This is a genomic window from Paenirhodobacter hankyongi, assembly GCF_003664585.1.
Classification (GTDB): Bacteria; Pseudomonadota; Alphaproteobacteria; order Rhodobacterales; family Rhodobacteraceae; genus Rhodobacter; species Rhodobacter hankyongi.
Window position 1 is genome coordinate 36823 of the sequence record NZ_RCHI01000017.1, and the last position, 15712, is coordinate 52534.

Here is a 15712-nt window from a genome sequence, read left to right on the forward strand (position 1 = left end):
GGGGCCGGGGGCCGCGATGCGGCACGACGGGCGGCTCAGGCCGCGGCCGGCGCCCGCATCCGCCCGGCAAAGAGCGCATAGCCCGCCACCGCGACGACGAAGGTCAGCGGCGCCGAGAAGGAGGCGGCCGCGCCCCCCGCCACATGCAGCACCAGCCCCGCGCCGGCCCCGGCCAGCCAGGCGCCAAGCCCCGCCGCATTCACGCCCCGGGTCTCGGCCAGGCTCGAATGCAGCCGGTCCTCGTCGGCGCCGCTGCGGCCCTCGGTCAGGATATGGGTCATCGCCACCGCGACCCAGGCGACGACGAAGATCCCCTGCCAGGCCAGCGCCTGCAGGATGTAGGCAAAGACATTCGCCATCATCAGCGCATAGACCACGACCCCGGTGACACAGGCCCAGACCACGCGCGGCAGGTGCAGCCGGAAGGTGGTCTCGGCAAAGCTCTCCATGTTCACCGCGGCAAGGTAATAGTTCGCGGTGTTGATCCGGGTCTGCGAGATCCAGACGAAGCCGAGCCCGGCCAGGCCCATCAGCTTGATCAGCGCGAGCACCACCGAGACCTCGCTCACCGCGCCGCCGGTGGGCAGGCTGGCGGCGAGGAAGATGCCGGCCAGACCGTTGAGCAGGAAGGCCACCGCATAGAAGGGCGCGCCGAAGGTGAAGCCCGCATGAAAGCCCGCGTCCTCGGTCTTGCCGAAGCGGGCGTAATCGTAGGTGTACATCATCAGCACCCACACGCCCATGTAGGCCACGAAGCAGTCCCACCAGCCGCCGGCAGGCGCGCCGCCCTCGGGGCCAAGCGCCAGCCAGGCGTCGGAATAGCCGTATTCGGCAATCGCCAGCCCGATCGCGGCCAGCAGCCCGATGACATAGAAGGGCAGCAGCACGCCGTTGAACTTGTCGAGCCAGTTCTGGATCGAGCCGAAGATCAGCGCGACCGAATAGACGACGACGATGCCCGCGGCGAGCGGATAGGCGAGCCCGGCATAATCCTGCAGCGCCAGCGCGATCACCGAGCCCTCGAAGACCGCGTAATAGATCGCCGTGGCAAAGAAGATCAGCGTCGCCACCGCGGCGCCGGTGCGCCCGAGCAGGATGCGCGAGAACAGCGACACGCTCAGCCCGGTGCGGATCGCGTGGCGGGCAAGCACCGCGTTCACCACCGCATAGGCGATCACCGACAGCACCAGCCCGATGATCGCGTTGCGCGCGCCATAGGCGAGCGCGAGCGAGGCCGCCACCACCAGATAGAACATCGCCGAGCAGACCGACCACCAGGCCATCGTCAGCGGCAGCCGCCCCATCCGCGCGTCGCGCGGCACCGGGCGGTCGGAGAATTCGAGCTCTTCCGAGCCCTCCAGTTTTCCGGCCATTGCGGAAACTCCCTGTTGTTGTGTGTTTGTCGTTGGGGGGTGCGTCGGGGCCGGCGCGCGGCCCCGCCGCGGGGGGCGCTTATGCGTCCTCGGTCAGCGCCGCGGCGGTCTCGGCGAGCGCCGGCTCCGCTTCGGCAAGGGTCAGGACATAGACGCCGGTCGGGTCGAGCTCGGCGGTCCAGCCCGGCTCGATCACGATCGTCGTCGTCACCTCCTGGATCACCGCCGGCCCGAGGATGCGGTCGCCCGCACCGAGCTTCGCGCCCTCGTAGACCGGGGTGTCCTGCTGCGTGCCATCGGCGGCGAAAATCATCTCGCGGGTGCCGGCAAGGGCGGCGTGCGCCCCCTGCCCCGCCGCGATCGTCATCCGCGCGGGCTTGTCGACGGCGCCGGTCAGCGCGCTTTCGACGTTCACCACCTCGACCACGCTGCCCGGTTCCGAATAGGTGTAAAGCTCTTCGTGGCGGGCGTGGAAGGCGGCCTTGAGACGCTCGAGCGCGGCCTCGGTCACCTCGAAGGGCTCGACCGAGACGGTGCATTCATGCACCTGCCCGACATAGCGCATGTCGAGCGAGCGCAGCACCGAGACGCGCTCGGCGCCGAAGCCGTCGCCGGCCAGATCGGCGCGGCCCTTCGCCTCGAGCTCCTTGAACAGCGCATCGAGCTTCGCCGCGGCCTCGGCCCCTTCAAGCCGCACCGGCGCCGGCGCCATGTAGTTGTATTTCACGTCCGAGATGATCTGGCCGAAGGCGCACAGCCCCGAAGCAAGCTTGGAGATCAGCACCTTGCGGATGCCCATCTCGCGGGCGAGCGCGGTGATATGGGCGGCCGTCGCCCCGCCGGCGCAGTTCAGCACGAAGTCGCGCGGGTCATAGCCGCGCTCGACCGAGACGCGCCGGATCGCGTTCACCATGTTGTTGTTGACGATGGTGAACATCCCATGCGCCGCCTTCTCGACGCTGATGCCGAGCGGCTTGGCCAGATGCGTCTCGATCGCGCGGCGGGCCTTTTCGACGTTCAGCGGCAGCCGCCCGCCGACGAGCCCATCGGGGTTCAGATAGCCCAGGACCAGGTTCGCGTCGGTGGTCGTCGGCTGCTCGCCGCCCTGATCGTAGCAGGCCGGGCCGGGTTCCGAGCCCGCCGATTGCGGCCCCATCTGCAACAGGCCCATCTCGTCGATCCAGCCGATCGAGCCGCCGCCCGCGCCCAGGGTCTCGACCTGGATCATCGGGATGCCGATGCGATAGCGCAGGAAGTCGATGTCCTTCGAGACATTGGCGCGGCCGTTGCGGGTCAGGGTGATGTCAAACGAGGTGCCGCCCATGTCGACGGTGATGATGTCCTCCATCCCCCAGGGCTCGCCGAGGTAGAGCGCCGCCTGCGGCGCCGAGGCCGGGCCCGAGTTGATCGCATAGACCGACTGGTCCGACACCACCCGGCCAAGCGCCAGCCCGCCGTTCGACTGGAAGTAGCGCACCGGGGCGCGCGCGCCGAGCGACTGGAAATAGCCGTCGACCTTCTCGACATAGCCCGCGAGAATCGGCGCCAGATAGGCGTTCACGATCGCGGTCGAGGTGCGGGTGTATTCGCGCACCTGCGGATAGAGCGCACTGCCCAGCGTGAGGCGCACGCCCGGCATCATCTCGCGCACGATCTCGCCGGCGCGGCGCTCGTGGGCGGGGTGCAGCACCGACCAGACGAAGGAGATCGCGACCGACTCGACGCCCTCGGCCAGGAAATGGCGGCAGGCCTCGCGCACGTCCTCCTCGTTTAGCGCGCTGTGCACGGCGCCGGTCGACAGCACCCGTTCGCGCACGCCGCGGCGCAGATAGCGCGGCACCAGCATCCGCGCCGGCGGATAGTCGGGGTCGTAACGATAGCCGTCTTCCTTGTGGCCGAGGCGGATCTCGATGCTGTCCTGATGGCCGGCCGTGGCGATCAGCCCGGTGCGCGCGCCCTTGTGCTGGATCAGCGCGTTCAGCCCGACGGTGGTGCCGTTGATGCACAGATCGGCGTTCGAGACGATCTCGCGCGGGGTGATGCCGGTTTCTTCCTCGATCAGGGCGAGGCCGTTCCGGATCGCGCGGGTCGGGTCCTGCGGCGTCGAGAGCGCCTTGAAGATCCGCACGCCGCCGCTGCGGTCGGCCAGGATGAAGTCGGTGAAGGTGCCGCCGGCGTCGATGCCGAGGCGGTATTGGTTCTGCATGGGATGGGTCCTTGACTGTGGCCGGGGTCGCGCGGGGGGCTGCCTGCCCCCCGGTCCCCCCGGAGGTATTTCGGGCAAGATGAAGGGATCAGGCCGAGCGCAGCGCGCGTGTCGCCGCGGCATCGACGGCGAGCGTCGCGCGGTCGGTGATGACGACGCCGTAATCGAGCCGCGCCCCCTCGAGGCTGACGAGGCCGTTCTTCACGTCCTCGACCACGCGGGCGATGTCGCGCTCGAACGGATTGCCATAGCCGCCGCCGCCGGGGTTCATGTTGGCGGCGCGCTCGCCCGGGCGGATCGTCTCGATCACGTTCTCGGTGATCACGGTGGTCTCGCCGCCGCGCGTCACCTCGAGCCGGCCGACCTTCGGCGGTACCAGTGCCGAGCGTGCCCCCGAGGCGCCCATGGCCGGGATCCGCCGGCCCTCGCCGAAGGTGACGAGGGTCATCGGCGCGTCGAGCGGCTCGACCTCCCAGCGGGTGCCGGAGCCGCCGCGGTTGCGCCCGGCCCCGCCCGAATCCTCCATCAGCCCGTATTCGTGGATGATGATCGGATAGGAATGCTCGAGCATCTCGATGTCGCCCGAATGCAGCGCGCCGAAGCAGCATTCCGGCCCGCAGGCGTGCCAGCCGTCCTGCGTCGCGGTGGCGCCCGCGCCCGAGATGATCGAGGCCAGCACCATCGTCACGTATTCCTCGTCGTGGCGCTTGTCCCAGCCGGCGATGTTGCAGCCGTTGGCATGGCCCCAGCTTGCCGCGACCTTGGCGGGCGCCGCCTGCTCGAAGGCCAGACGCACGGCGTCGGTCAGGGTCTCCATCGGCGTCGTGGTGCAGTTCATGTGCGGCGCCGGGGATTGCGCGTTGCACAGCGTGCCCTTCGGCCCCATGTCGGTCGAGACGCAGCGATAGAGCCCCTCGTTGTAGGGCGGCGGCAGCTGCGCGAACATCATCAGCCCGAGATAGACGCCCGAGTGGCTGTTGCCCTCGTAGGAGTTGATGAAATAGGGCACCTGCGGCGGCGAGCTGACGGCGATGTGGCAATTGTCGCCACTGATGGTGACGGTCGCGGTGATCTCGAAATCGCCCAGACCGTGGCCCGCATCCTCGAGGATCGCGGTGCCCGAATAGGTGCCGTCGGGCACCGCCGCGATCAGCTTGCGCATATGCGCCTCGGCCATGTCGAGCAGCTCGGCGATGCAGTCCTGCACCACCTGCTTGCCGTATTTGTCCATCATCCCCTTGAGGTTGCGCGCCCCCACCTGGCAGGCGCCGATCAGCGCGTTGAAATCGCCCTCCTGATCGCGGCGGGCGCGCATATTGGTCAGGATCATGTTCATCACGTCATGGCGCGGCACGCCGCGGTCCCAGATCTTCACCGGCGGAATCCGCAGCCCCTCGGCGAAGATCTCGGTGGCGTTCGGGTTGTAGCCCGCCGGCACCGGCCCGCCGACATCGGTCAGATGGCCCTTGCACACCGTCCAGAACACCAGCTCGCCCTCGTAGAAGACGGGCATGTACATGCAGGTGTCGATGATGTGGCTGCCGCCATAGGCGGGGTCGTTGTGCAAGATCAGGTCGCCTTCGTGGATCTCGCCCTCGAAGAAGCGCGCCACCGATTTCATCGCCGGGATCAGCGAGCCGAGGTGGATCGGGATGTCCTGGCCCTGCAAGATCATCTCGGGCGCGCCGTTGAAGAGCGCGGTCGAATAGTCATGCGCCAGGTTGAAGACGGAGCTGCGCGCCGTCTGCTCGAGCGCGAGCGTCATCTCGCGCTGTGTCGTTTCCAGAACGCCCCGCACCACGGAAAGCGTGATCGGGTCCACCTTGCGTCTTGTCATGCCCTGTCGGTCCTTGTGTTCAGGGACAGCGGGCATGCGAAAACCGGGCCGCCGGGGGCGGGTCATGTCAGTTCTCCCTGTTCGCACGGGCCGCTGTCCGGCCTCGCATTGTCCCTTCAGGCTGCGCGACTCGGGGGGGTGCGATCTTGCACGCGGATGCGCAAAAACTTGTCACTCAGCGCGCCGGGCGGCCGGTTTTGTTCCTGCGCGCACCGGGATTTGTCGCCGGGTGCACGCGCCGGACAGTTGTCGCGAAAACGTCTTGATCGACAGGGCGCGGCGCGGTTACCGATTCGAAAAGCGCAACGGGAGACTGCGCATGGAGGTCGTTGCCCGCCACACCGACGAGGTTGCCCCGCCGCTGCGCGCGCGGTTCTGGTCCGGCACCATCGCCGAGGCCTATTTCCCGCTCGACCTCACCTTCCGCGACGCCGCCCGCTTCTCGGGCCGGATCGAGCGGCGCTCGATGGGGCCGGTGTCGCTGTCGCGGCTGATGACCGAGCCCGCGCAATACGAACGCCTGCCCAGCCACATCCGCGCCGGCGCCGAGGAGGAGTTCCTGATCACCATCCCGCGGCTGAGCCCGGTGGCCTTCCGCCAGCTCGGCCGCGAGGTGGTCTGCGACCCGGGGGGCTTCCTGATCGAGCGCGGCGACGCGCCCTATCGCTTCTCCTACGGCGCGACGAACGAGCTGTGCGTGCTGAAGATCTCGAAACGCGCGCTGTCGGAGAAACTGCGCGGCCCGGACCGGTTCTGCGCCCGCGTCTTCGACGGGCGCGACGGGGTGGCGGGGCTCTTCACCCAGACGGTGCGGGCGCTGCAGGGGCTGCCGCGGGCAGACGAATACGCGGCCGAGGTGCTGGGCCGGCAGGTGGTCGAGCTGCTGGCGCTGGCGCTCGACGGCCAGTCCGAGGCGGTCGAGGGCGCGACCAGCGCCGTTCGCGCCGCGCATCTGCGCCGGGCCGAGCAGGTGATCCGCGCCCGCCTCTCCGACCCCGATCTGACGCCCGAGACCGTGGCGCAGGCCTGTGCGATCTCGAAACGCTACCTGCACGAGCTCTTTGGTGAGACGAATGCGACGGTGGCGCAGTTCATCCGCGAAAGCCGGCTGATCGCGGCGCGCGACGCGCTGCGCACCACGCCGGGCGCCTCGATCGCCGACATCGCCTATCGCTTCGGCTTTTCCGATCAGGCGCAGTTCTCGCGGCTGTTCCGCGCGATGTTCGGGCTCACCCCCTCGGCCTGCCGGCGCGGCGAGGGCTAGACTGCGACGCGCCCCGGGGCCGGGCGGAAGACGAAGGCGGCATCGGCCGCCGCATGCGCCCCGGCACGCGCCGCCAGATCCGCGTGCAGGGGCGATTTCACGCAGGTCGGATCGGTCGCGCCCGCATCGCCCGCCAGCGCCATCGCCTGACAGCGGCAGCCGCCGAAATCCTTCGTCTTGCGCTCGCACGAGCGGCAGGGCTCGGCCATCCACTCGGTGCCGCGATAGGCGTTGAAGGCGGGGTTCTCGGCCCAGATCCGGGCGAGGGGCACCTCGCGCGCCGACCAGAACTCGAGCCCCGGGATGGTCTGCGCCGCGTGGCAGGGCAGAACCGTGCCGTCGGGCGCGACGTTCAGCCCGGTGCTGCCCCAGCCCCCCATGCAACGCTTCGGATAGTCGCCATGGTAATCGGCCGGCACATAGTCGATCACCAGCCGCCCGCGCAGCCGCGCGCGCGCCTCGGCGACGATCCGCCCGGCCTCGCGCGCCTGCTCGCGGGTCGGCATCAGCGCGTCGCGGTTGCGCAGCGCCCAGCCGTGGAACTGCACCGTCGCCACCTCGAGCCGCCGCGCCCCCAGCTCGAGCGCCATCTCGATCGCGCGCGGCAGCTGATGCAGGTTGCGCCGGTGCAGCACCGCGTTCAGCGTCAAGGGAAAGCCGATCTCGCCGATCTGCCGCGCGACCTCGAGCTTGCGGGCAAAGGCGCCCTCGAGCCCGCCGATCGCATCGGCCATCGCCGCATCGGTGCCCTGCAACGACAGCTGCACATGGTCGAGCCCCGCGGCATCGAGCGCCTTCAGCCGCGCCGCGGTAAGCCCGATCCCCGAGGTGATCAGGTTGGTGTAAAGCCCCGCCGCCCGCGCCGCCGCCACCAGATCGACCAGATCGCGCCGCGCTGCCGGCTCGCCGCCCGACAGGTGCAGCTGCAACACGCCGAGACCCGCCGCCTCGCGAAAGATCCGCGCCCAGTCCTCGGTGCCCATCTCGGCCGCGCCGCGCACCAGATCGAGCGGGTTCGAGCAATAGGGACAGGCAAGCGGGCAGCGATGCGTCAGCTCGGCCAGCATCGCGATCGGCGGGCGGGTCATGGGCTCACCTCCAGAAACAGCCGCTCGCGCAGGGCGCTCAGGAAGCCGCCGGCATCTTCGGCGATCTGCGCCTCGGGTGCACCGAAGGCGGCGGCCAGACGCGCGCAGATCTCGCCGAAACTGCGGCTGCCGTCGACCTCGGCCAGGATCGCCTGGCCCACGGCATCGAGCGTCACCGCCCGTTCGGGCGCCAGCAGCACCCAGCCCCCGCGCACCCGGTCGGGTTGCACCCGCACGCCGCGCGGCAGGCGCGGCACCTCGCCTGGCCCGATCACGACGCCCGCGCCCGGGACATGAGCCCCTCGCCCGGCACCCAGCCCCCGGGCGGGATCCGCGCGGGCAGCACATAAGCCGATTCGAGCGCATCGAGTTGGGCCCACAACACGTCGGTCTTGAAGATCAGCGCCTTCGCCGCCGCATCCTGCTTCTCGTCGGTATCGGCGTGGTCGAGCACCCATTGCAACCCGAAGGCCACATCCTTCGGCGCCTCGTTCAGGCGCGCGCGGAAATAGCTCAGCGCGGCGTCATTCGCGAAGGCATAGTTGCGCAGCAAGCCCTCGATCCGCCGGGCATGGATCGCCGGGGCGAAGAGTTCGGTCAGCGAGGCCGCCACCGCCTCGAGCAGGGTCTTTTCCCGCACGAACCGGACATAGGCATCGACCGCAAAGCGCGTCGCGGGCAGCACGCCTTCGCACGACGCCACATAATCGGGGTCGAGCCCCACGGCCTCCGCCAGCCGCAACCAGCGCCGGATGCCGCCCTCGTTCGTGTCGGTGCCGTCGTGATCCTCGATCCGCGAGCGCCAGGCGCGGCGCAGCGCCGGGTCCTCGACCCGCGACATGAAGGCCGCGTCCTTCATCGGGATCGAATGCTGATAGTAATAGCGGTTGATGACCCAGGCCCGCACCTGATCGGGGGTGCAGCCGCCACCGTGCAGCCGGTGATGGAACGGGTGCAGGTCGTGATAGCGCTCGGCGCCGATGCGGCGCAGCCGCGCCTCGAAACCGGCGTGGGAAGCGGCGGGCTCCGTCATGGGGTGATCTCCAGTCCGTCCTGTCCGATGGTCCAGCCTGCCGCCTCGGCCTCGGCGCGTTCGGCCGAGCCCGGGCGCAGCACCGGGTTGGTGTTGTTCATGTGCACGAAGACGCGCCGGCCGATGTTCAGACCGGCAAGCGCGGCGATCGTGCCGCCGGGGCCCGAGATCGACAGATGCCCCATCCGAGCGCCGGTCTTGTGGCCCAGCCCGGCCCGGATCATCTCGTCGTCGCGCCACAGCGTGCCGTCGAAGAACAGCACGTCCGCCCCCTCGATCCGCGCGGCAAGGGCGGGCGTGATCGCGGCACAGCCGGGGATGTAGAGCACCCGGCGCCCTGCCCCCACACACTCGACCCCCACCGTCTGCTCGCCGACGAGCCCGGTCTCGACCACCTCGCCCTCGAGGTAGAGCGGCACCTTGCCCGGCACGGCGAAGAGCGTCGCCTCAAGACCCTGTGCCAGCCGAAAGGGCGTGTCGAGGGCCACCGGCCGGCGCGCGACCAGATCGGGGCGCAGCGCGTCAAAGACCGGATTCGCCGCCAGCACGCCCAGAATCGCGGGCGTCGCGAAGAGGTCGAACCGCTGCATCTCGCGCAGCGTCAGCAGCCCCGCGATGTGGTCGATATCGCCATTCGTCAGCAGCACCGAGGCAAGCGGCACCGCCCGCGGCCCGGTCGGGTGCAGGGGGGGCGCCGCCGCCAGCTGTGCGCGGATATCGGGCGAGGCGTTCAGCACCGCCCAGGTGCCGCCGCCATCGCCCGAAACGGCAAGCGAGGATTGCGTCAGCGACGCAATCTCGCCCGCCCGCGCGGCCGTGCAGTTCGGGCAACCGCAGTTCCACTGCGGCAGCCCGCCACCCGCTGCGGCGCCCAGGATGCGCAGTCGCAACGGGCTCAGAACAGCACGCCGCCTTCGTCTTCCGACGGGCCGTACATGTTGATTTCCATGCCGCATTCGATTTCGCGCAGAACCGGTTTCGTCCAGGCCATAGGTCTCTCCTCCCGAGGTTGCGCCCGTGGCGTCGGGCGATAGCCCCATGCTGCCAGATCGTCCCCGGGTCGCGCGATCCCTCCTTTGGTCGGAGATGCGGGCGCGGCAGGGGTTGATTCCGGGCCCATCCGGACCTATCTAGATAGGTAGCTGGACAGGAGGCCCGCCATGTGGACGCTGCAAGACGCCAAGAACCGTTTCTCCGCCGTGGTCGAGGCCGCGCTTGCGGGCCAGCCGCAGCAGGTGACCCGGCGCGGCAAGCCCGCCGTTGTGGTGCTCTCGGCCGCCGATTACGCCCGGATGCAGGCCGCGGCGACGGCGCATCGCGGCTCTTTCGCCGCGCATCTGCGCGCCTTCCCTGCAGGCGGCGCCCTGCCCGAGGATCGCCCCGCGGTCACGCCCCGCGACGTCGCCTTCTGATGCTGATCCTCGACACCAACGTGATTTCGGCTCTGCGCCGGCCCGAACGCAGCCCCGCGGTCTCGGCCTGGCTGGCGCGGCAACGCGACGAGGAGCTGTATCTCTCCGTGATCACACTGGGCGAGATCGAGCGCGGCATCGCCCGGCAGGAGGTGCTGAACCCGGCCTTCGCGCAGGATCTGCGGGCCTGGCTGTCGCGCACGGTGACGCTCTTCTCGGACCGGCTCCTGCCCTTCGGCGCCGAGGAGGCGCGGATCTGGGGCCGGCTTTCGGCCGAGATCGGCCATGCCGGCGCGGACCTGCTGATCGCCGCCACCGCACTCGCCCTCGATGCGACCGTGGTCACCGGCAACACCGCCGATTTCCTGCCCACCGGCTGCCGGCTCGAAGACCCGTTCGGCTGATTTCGGCCGGAGCAGAGCCGGTTTGGGCGCGGGTCGGTCCGGCGTTCGTGAAGCCTGTCCTCGACAAGGCTCTTCTGTCGCGCCGCGGGGCCGGTTAGGCTGTGCCGGAACCCGATCCGCGCAGGCGCGTTCGGGAGGGAAACGTGATGGAGACCAAGATGCCCAAGACCCTGATCCTGATGCTGGCCCTTAGCGCGCTCGCCGCCTGCGAAACCGTCAAGGGCGCCGGCCGGGACATGCAGGCCGCCGGCGCGGCGGTGACGCGGGAGGCCGGCAAGGCGCAGTCCGACATGTAAGCCCGGCGCCCGCCGGAACGGAAAGCCGGTTCCCCGTCCCGGGGGACCGCCCCGCCGCCCCCTGCCCTCGTTCGCGCGCGCGGAAAGTTATCCACAGGCTGCTGTGGGAAAAAGGGCTTGCCCGAATCCCGATTCTGCCGCATTCATTTACGCCAAGCAGAGAAATAATCGCCAAAGAGCGTAACAAACGCTTCGGCCGAGGGCAGCAGATGACGGAACAGACCCGGATTGACCGGCTCGTGGGCGAACATGCCGCGAAGCTATCGGAGCGTTTGCTCGCGCATCGCGCGCAGCTGTTCCCGCCCGATGCGCACAAGCAGCTGCGCCGCTTCACCTCGGGCGAGGTCGCCGATCTGCTGGGCGTCAAGGACGCCTATCTGCGCAAGCTCAGCCTCGAGGGCCGCGGCCCGCAGCCCGAGACCGGCCCCGGCGGCCGCCGTCTCTACACCCCCGATGACATCATGGCGCTGCGCCGGCTGCTCGAACAGGGCGCGAAGGTGCCCGGCACCTACCTGCCCGGCCGGCGCACCCATGCGGACGGCCGCCACGACCACCTGCAGGTGATCACCGTCATCAACTTCAAGGGCGGCTCGGGCAAGACCACCACCGCCGCGCATCTGGCGCAGAAGACCGCACTCGACGGCTATCGGGTGCTGGCGATCGACCTCGACCCGCAGGCCTCGCTGTCCGCCCTGCACGGGTTCCAGCCGGAATTCGACCTGCTCGACGGCGGCACGCTCTACGACGCGATCCGCTATGACGAGCCGGTCGCCCTGCGCGAGGTGATCCGCAAGACCTATTTCACCAATCTCGACCTGATTCCGGGCAACCTTGATCTGATGGAGTTCGAGCACGACACCCCCCGTGTGCTCGCCGCGCGCTCCGGTCAGATGTTCTTTACCAGGATCGCGGAGAAACTGGCAGAGGTCGAGGCCGATTATGACCTCGTCATCATCGATTGCCCGCCGCAGCTTGGGTTCCTGACCATGAGTGCGCTCTCCGCCGCCACTGCCGTTCTCGTCACCGTGCATCCGCAGATGCTCGACGTGATGTCGATGTGCCAGTTCCTGCTGATGACCTCGAACCTGCTCGGCGTCGTCGCCGATGCGGGCGGCAACATGGAATACGACTGGCTGCGCTATGTCATCACCCGTTACGAGCCCGGCGACGGGCCGCAAAACCAGATGGTCAGCTTCATGCGCGCCCTCTTCGGCGAGCATGTGCTGAACCACACGGTGTTGAAATCGACCGCGATCTCGGATGCCGGGATCACCAAGCAGACGCTCTACGAGATCGACAAGGCGCAGTTCACCCGCGCCACCTATGACCGCGCGATGGAAAGCCTGAACGCGGTCAATGGCGAGATCGAGGGGCTGATCCAGAAGGCATGGGGGCGCGGATGAGCCGGAAGAACCTTCTCAGCGGGCTGATGGGCCCGACCGATCCGCAGACCCCCTCCCCCGCCCCGGGCCCCTCGGTCTCGGGGCTCGATCCGGACCGGCCGCGTTTCGCCCGTGGCGCGATCGGCGCGATCTCGCGCTCGGTCGCCGATCTGCAGGCCCGCGCGCTGGTCGAGATCGATCCGGCGCTGATCGACGCGGGCGGCGTGCAGGACCGGCTGGAAAGCGACGATGCCGAGGATGCCGCGCTGCGCGCCTCGATCGCCGAATATGGCCAGCAGGTGCCGGTGCTGGTGCGCCCGCATCCCTCGGCCGAGGGCCGCTATCAGATCGTCTATGGCCGCCGCCGGGTGCTCGCGCTGCGCGACCTCGGCCGCCCGGTCAAGGCGCTGGTCCGTGCGCTCGACGACCGTGACCTGTTGATCGCGCAGGGGCAGGAAAACACCGCGCGCCGCGATCTCTCCTTCATCGAGAAGGCCAGTTTCGCCCGGCAGATGATCGCCGCGGGCTATGACCGCAAGCTTATCGGCGACACGCTGTCGATGGACAAGACCTTGATTTCGCGCCTGCTTTCCGTGGCCGAGCGGGTCGCCCCCGAAATCGTCGAGGCGATCGGCGCCGCCCCTTCGGTGGGCCGCGACCGCTGGCTTGCGCTCGCCGATGCGATCGAGGCGGGCGATCATGCCCCCTCCGAGGTCGTGGCGATGGTGAACCTCTCGGGCGGGGCGACCTCGGACGCGCGGTTCGAGGCGGCGCTTGCCTATGCCAAGGGCCCGAAACCCGCCCGCAACCGCCCTGCCCCGCAGCGCATCGACAGTGTGAACGGCATGCCGCTGGCCGAGGCCGAGCGTCGCGGCGGCCGCCTGACCCTGCGCTTCGAGAAGCGCCTCGACCGTGGCTTCGAGGACTGGCTTCTGACCGAACTTCCCGCGCTGCACCGCAAGTGGAGCGAGGGCGCATGATCCCGTCACCCGCAACCAAGGAGGCACGACCCGGCCAATAGAGAAAAGCCCCCCAGGACATGACATCCCGAGAGGCCCGTTCTTGATCTAGCACCTCAAGAAATACCGGCCCGACGAATCGCTGTCAACATCGCACCTGCGGTGGCCGATTTCTTTTTGCCTCGTGAAGACTGAATGCAGCACATTTCCACGACGCCCTTCGGGCGGCGGCCGGTCGCGGCTGGCCATCTGGCACAGCGCGCCCTGGCCGAGGCCCCCCTGCCCGCCACGGCGCCCGACAAATGGGCGATCCTGCGCGACCTGACCGCGGCGCGCGCGGCCTTTGGCATCTCGGACCGGGATCTCGCCGTGCTCTCGGCGCTGGTCAGCTTTCATCCGCATCTGCAGCTGGCCGAGGGCGACGGCACCATCGTCTTCCCCTCGAACGCGGCCCTTGGCGAGCGCACGCATGGCATGGCGGAATCGACCCTGCGCCGGCATCTGGCGGCCCTCGTGCGCGCCGGGCTGGTGCTGCGCCACGACAGCCCGAACGGCAAGCGCTATGCCGCGCGCGGGATGGATGGCGGGCTGGCGGTGGCCTTCGGTTTCGATCTGCGTCCCCTGCTCGTGCGTGCCACCGAGATCGCGGCGGCGGCCGAGGCAGCGCGGGCGGCCAACCTGCGGCTGAAGCGTCTGCGCGAATCCGTGGTGCTGCGTCTGCGCGATGCGAGCAAGCTGATTGCCTTTGGCGAGGAGCTGGGCGGGAACTGGGATGCGCTCGCCGATCGCGCGCGGCTGATGGCCCGCTGCCTGCGTCGCAAGCTCGATGCCGGGGCGCTCGAAGCCCTGGGGCTCGAGGCGGCGGATCTGCTCGAGGCCGTGAATGCCCGTCTGTCTCCGGTCGAGTCAGAAGAAATGAGCGGCAATGCCCTCGAATCCGAGCGGCACATACAGGATTCAAACAGACTCCTCTCTGAATCTGAACCTTCCAGTGAACAGGAAGGGCTGGCGGAGGCCGAGGCGCCAGAGCCCGACCGGGCGGTACCGAAACTGCCGCTTTACCTTGTGCTCAAATCCTGTCCCGATCTTCTCGACTATGCGCCGCATGGCGTCGACAGCTGGCACGAGCTGGTGGGCGTTGCCGATTTCGTCCGGCCGATGCTCGGCATCAGCGCCGACGCCTGGCGCGAGGCGCGGGCGACGATGGGCGATGGTGCGGCGGCGGTAACACTCGCCTGCATGCTGCAACGCGCGTCCGAGATCCGCAGCCCGGGCGGTTATCTGCGCTCGCTTTCCGCCAAGGCGGCGGCGGGTGGCTTCTCGCCGGGGCCGATGGTGATGGCGCTTCTGCGGGCCGACAACACCCGCGCGGCGTGATCGGTTGACAGCTGTCAACCGGTGCCGGCAGGCGGAGGGTGTTGACAGCTGTCAACTTTGCGGGCGCCGCGTCGAAGGGGGATTTCCTCGGCCGCGCGATGCGCTAGGAAGCGGGACCAGGGAGGCCACCGTGCAGATCCGGCTCGAGAAGATCAACCACATCCGGCGCCAGCGCCGGTTCTACGAGATCAGCGTCACGCAGACGCTGTTCGGCGAGTGGTGTCTTGTCCGTCGCTGGGGACCGATCGGCCGCGCCGGCGGCGGCAGCCTGACGATCTACCTCGCCACGCTCGCCGAGGCCGAGGCCGCCTGCGAGCGGCTGAAGGCGTTGAAGCTGCGCCGCGGCTATGCGGTGATCCCGGTGCAGCTGCCGCTGTTCTAGGGCTCAGCCCGCAGCAGCGAGCATCGTCCGGCCGGCACGGATCGAACCGTCATGGATGTCGCGCTCGAGCGCCACGCGCAGCGCCGCCGCGTCGCGGGCCCGCATCGCCGCCAGCATCTCCTTGTGGTGGTCGACCATGGTGATCGCCGCGATATCCTCGATCACCTGACGCTGGAACGGGCCGAGTTGCAGCCAGATGCTCTCGATCAGCGGGATCGTCGCCTGATCCGGGTTCAGCGCGTAAAGCGTCTTGTGAAACTCCTGATTCATCCGGGTCAGCGCGTCGAGGTCATGCGCCGCGATCGCGGCATCCATCCGGTCGTCAAGCGTGGTGAGCCGGTCGATCACCACCTCGGACAGATAGGGCAGGGCGCGGCCGGCGGCGTGGGTTTCAAGCAGCACGCGCAGTTCGACCAGCTCCTCGAACCGGCCCGACGTCATCTGCGGCACGCGCAGCCGACGGTTGCCGAGAACCTCGATCGCATTCTCGGTGCTGAGCCGGCGCACCGCTTCGCGGATCGGCGTCGGGCTGAGACCGAGCGCCAGCGCCAGACCGCGGAAGGTCAGCGCCGTGCCCGGTTTCAGCGCCCCCACCATCACCGCGTTGCGCAGCCGCGCATAGGCATAATCCTGCGTGGTCATCCCGGCGAGATGCGGAATTTCGGGGAGCGGGCAGTCGGTCATGGGGCCTTTGGCTTT

17 protein-coding genes are annotated in these 15712 nt (G+C 69.2%); 8 read left to right on the forward strand and 9 right to left on the reverse strand.

Features of this window, described 5'->3' with window-relative positions; genetic code table 11:
* Nucleotides 1–35: 35 nt before the first annotated feature.
* From DYS74_RS15225 to capB, 3 genes are all read right to left on the reverse strand, one after another.
* Complete coding sequence (locus DYS74_RS15225) at nt 36–1373, reverse strand: purine-cytosine permease family protein (protein WP_121534545.1); 1338 nt, start codon at nt 1371–1373, stop codon at nt 36–38.
* Nucleotides 1374–1452: 79 nt separating this feature from the next.
* Nucleotides 1453–3579 (reverse strand): caprolactamase subunit alpha, encoded by a 2127-nt coding sequence (capA, locus tag DYS74_RS15230; RefSeq protein WP_121534546.1) that lies wholly within the window; start codon nt 3577–3579, stop codon nt 1453–1455.
* An 88-nt stretch (nt 3580–3667) separates the two neighbouring features.
* Nucleotides 3668–5416 (reverse strand): caprolactamase subunit beta, encoded by a 1749-nt coding sequence (gene capB, locus DYS74_RS15235; protein ID WP_121534547.1) that lies wholly within the window; start codon nt 5414–5416, stop codon nt 3668–3670.
* Nucleotides 5417–5735: 319 nt separating this feature from the next.
* Between capB and DYS74_RS15240 the strand changes: the two genes are divergently transcribed.
* A complete protein-coding gene (locus DYS74_RS15240; protein ID WP_121534548.1) occupies nt 5736–6680 on the forward strand; it encodes an AraC-like ligand-binding domain-containing protein in 945 nt (314 codons plus the stop codon).
* Here DYS74_RS15240 and pqqE read toward each other — a convergent pair.
* The 5 genes from pqqE to pqqA are packed head-to-tail and all read right to left on the reverse strand — an operon-like array spanning nt 6677 to nt 9792.
* Nucleotides 6677–7768, reverse strand: coding sequence for a pyrroloquinoline quinone biosynthesis protein PqqE (gene pqqE, locus DYS74_RS15245; RefSeq protein ID WP_121534549.1), 1092 nt, complete (start codon nt 7766–7768; stop codon nt 6677–6679). The genes DYS74_RS15240 and pqqE overlap by 4 nt on opposite strands.
* Complete coding sequence (gene pqqD / locus DYS74_RS15250) at nt 7765–8043, reverse strand: pyrroloquinoline quinone biosynthesis peptide chaperone PqqD (RefSeq protein WP_121534550.1); 279 nt, start codon at nt 8041–8043, stop codon at nt 7765–7767. The genes pqqE and pqqD overlap by 4 nt, the downstream gene beginning before the upstream one ends.
* A complete protein-coding gene (pqqC, locus tag DYS74_RS15255) occupies nt 8040–8801 on the reverse strand; it encodes a pyrroloquinoline-quinone synthase PqqC (protein WP_121534551.1) in 762 nt (253 codons plus the stop codon). Before pqqC ends, pqqD begins: the two co-directional genes overlap by 4 nt.
* Nucleotides 8798–9691: a pyrroloquinoline quinone biosynthesis protein PqqB gene (gene pqqB / locus DYS74_RS15260; RefSeq protein ID WP_183077562.1), complete on the reverse strand. Its 894-nt coding sequence runs from the start codon at nt 9689–9691 to the stop codon at nt 8798–8800. The genes pqqC and pqqB overlap by 4 nt, the downstream gene beginning before the upstream one ends.
* A gap of 5 nt (nt 9692–9696) precedes the next feature.
* A complete protein-coding gene (gene pqqA / locus DYS74_RS15265) occupies nt 9697–9792 on the reverse strand; it encodes a pyrroloquinoline quinone precursor peptide PqqA (protein ID WP_113901478.1) in 96 nt (31 codons plus the stop codon).
* Between the two features lie 169 nt (nt 9793–9961).
* Here pqqA and DYS74_RS15270 point away from each other — a divergent pair, with 169 nt between their 5' ends.
* From DYS74_RS15270 to DYS74_RS15300, 7 genes are all read left to right on the forward strand, one after another.
* The gene (locus DYS74_RS15270) at nt 9962–10213 is read left to right on the forward strand and encodes a type II toxin-antitoxin system Phd/YefM family antitoxin (protein WP_121534553.1); all 252 of its coding nucleotides are present in this window, start codon (nt 9962–9964) and stop codon (nt 10211–10213) included.
* Nucleotides 10213–10617 (forward strand): type II toxin-antitoxin system VapC family toxin, encoded by a 405-nt coding sequence (locus DYS74_RS15275; protein WP_121534554.1) that lies wholly within the window; start codon nt 10213–10215, stop codon nt 10615–10617. Before DYS74_RS15270 ends, DYS74_RS15275 begins: the two co-directional genes overlap by 1 nt.
* 146 nt (nt 10618–10763) lie before the next feature.
* The gene (locus tag DYS74_RS15280) at nt 10764–10913 is read left to right on the forward strand and encodes an entericidin A/B family lipoprotein (RefSeq protein WP_394342974.1); all 150 of its coding nucleotides are present in this window, start codon (nt 10764–10766) and stop codon (nt 10911–10913) included.
* A gap of 209 nt (nt 10914–11122) precedes the next feature.
* Nucleotides 11123–12316: a plasmid partitioning protein RepA gene (repA, locus tag DYS74_RS15285; RefSeq protein ID WP_121534555.1), complete on the forward strand. Its 1194-nt coding sequence runs from the start codon at nt 11123–11125 to the stop codon at nt 12314–12316.
* Nucleotides 12313–13275, forward strand: a complete 963-nt coding sequence (repB, locus tag DYS74_RS15290; protein WP_121534594.1) for a plasmid partitioning protein RepB — start codon at nt 12313–12315, stop codon at nt 13273–13275. Before repA ends, repB begins: the two co-directional genes overlap by 4 nt.
* A 174-nt stretch (nt 13276–13449) precedes the next feature.
* Nucleotides 13450–14631, forward strand: a complete 1182-nt coding sequence (repC, locus tag DYS74_RS15295) for a plasmid replication protein RepC (protein WP_183077555.1) — start codon at nt 13450–13452, stop codon at nt 14629–14631.
* A 130-nt stretch (nt 14632–14761) separates the two neighbouring features.
* Entirely contained in the window at nt 14762–15013 is a 252-nt protein-coding gene (locus DYS74_RS15300) for a WGR domain-containing protein (protein ID WP_183077556.1), read from the forward strand.
* Nucleotides 15014–15016: 3 nt separating this feature from the next.
* Here the strand turns inward: DYS74_RS15300 and DYS74_RS15305 are convergent, their stop codons facing one another.
* A complete protein-coding gene (locus DYS74_RS15305; protein ID WP_121534557.1) occupies nt 15017–15697 on the reverse strand; it encodes a GntR family transcriptional regulator in 681 nt (226 codons plus the stop codon).
* Nucleotides 15698–15712: the final 15 nt, after the last annotated feature.

Bases quoted from the DNA above. Each gene is read 5' to 3' on its own strand.
- DYS74_RS15240 (WP_121534548.1), top strand. From the start codon at position 5,736: ATGGAGGTCGTTGCCCGCCACACCGACGAGGTTGCCCCGCCGCTGCGC.
- repA (WP_121534555.1), top strand. From the start codon at position 11,123: ATGACGGAACAGACCCGGATTGACCGGCTCGTGGGCGAACATGCCGCG.
- DYS74_RS15270 (WP_121534553.1), top strand. From the start codon at position 9,962: ATGTGGACGCTGCAAGACGCCAAGAACCGTTTCTCCGCCGTGGTCGAG.
- DYS74_RS15305 (WP_121534557.1), bottom strand. From the start codon at position 15,697: ATGACCGACTGCCCGCTCCCCGAAATTCCGCATCTCGCCGGGATGACC.
- repB (WP_121534594.1), top strand. From the start codon at position 12,313: ATGAGCCGGAAGAACCTTCTCAGCGGGCTGATGGGCCCGACCGATCCG.
- pqqA (WP_113901478.1), bottom strand. From the start codon at position 9,792: ATGGCCTGGACGAAACCGGTTCTGCGCGAAATCGAATGCGGCATGGAA.
- capA (WP_121534546.1), bottom strand. From the start codon at position 3,579: ATGCAGAACCAATACCGCCTCGGCATCGACGCCGGCGGCACCTTCACC.
- pqqC (WP_121534551.1), bottom strand. From the start codon at position 8,801: ATGACGGAGCCCGCCGCTTCCCACGCCGGTTTCGAGGCGCGGCTGCGC.
- DYS74_RS15225 (WP_121534545.1), bottom strand. From the start codon at position 1,373: ATGGCCGGAAAACTGGAGGGCTCGGAAGAGCTCGAATTCTCCGACCGC.
- repC (WP_183077555.1), top strand. From the start codon at position 13,450: ATGCAGCACATTTCCACGACGCCCTTCGGGCGGCGGCCGGTCGCGGCT.
- DYS74_RS15275 (WP_121534554.1), top strand. From the start codon at position 10,213: ATGCTGATCCTCGACACCAACGTGATTTCGGCTCTGCGCCGGCCCGAA.
- capB (WP_121534547.1), bottom strand. From the start codon at position 5,416: ATGACAAGACGCAAGGTGGACCCGATCACGCTTTCCGTGGTGCGGGGC.
- DYS74_RS15280 (WP_394342974.1), top strand. From the start codon at position 10,764: ATGGAGACCAAGATGCCCAAGACCCTGATCCTGATGCTGGCCCTTAGC.
- pqqE (WP_121534549.1), bottom strand. From the start codon at position 7,768: ATGACCCGCCCGCCGATCGCGATGCTGGCCGAGCTGACGCATCGCTGC.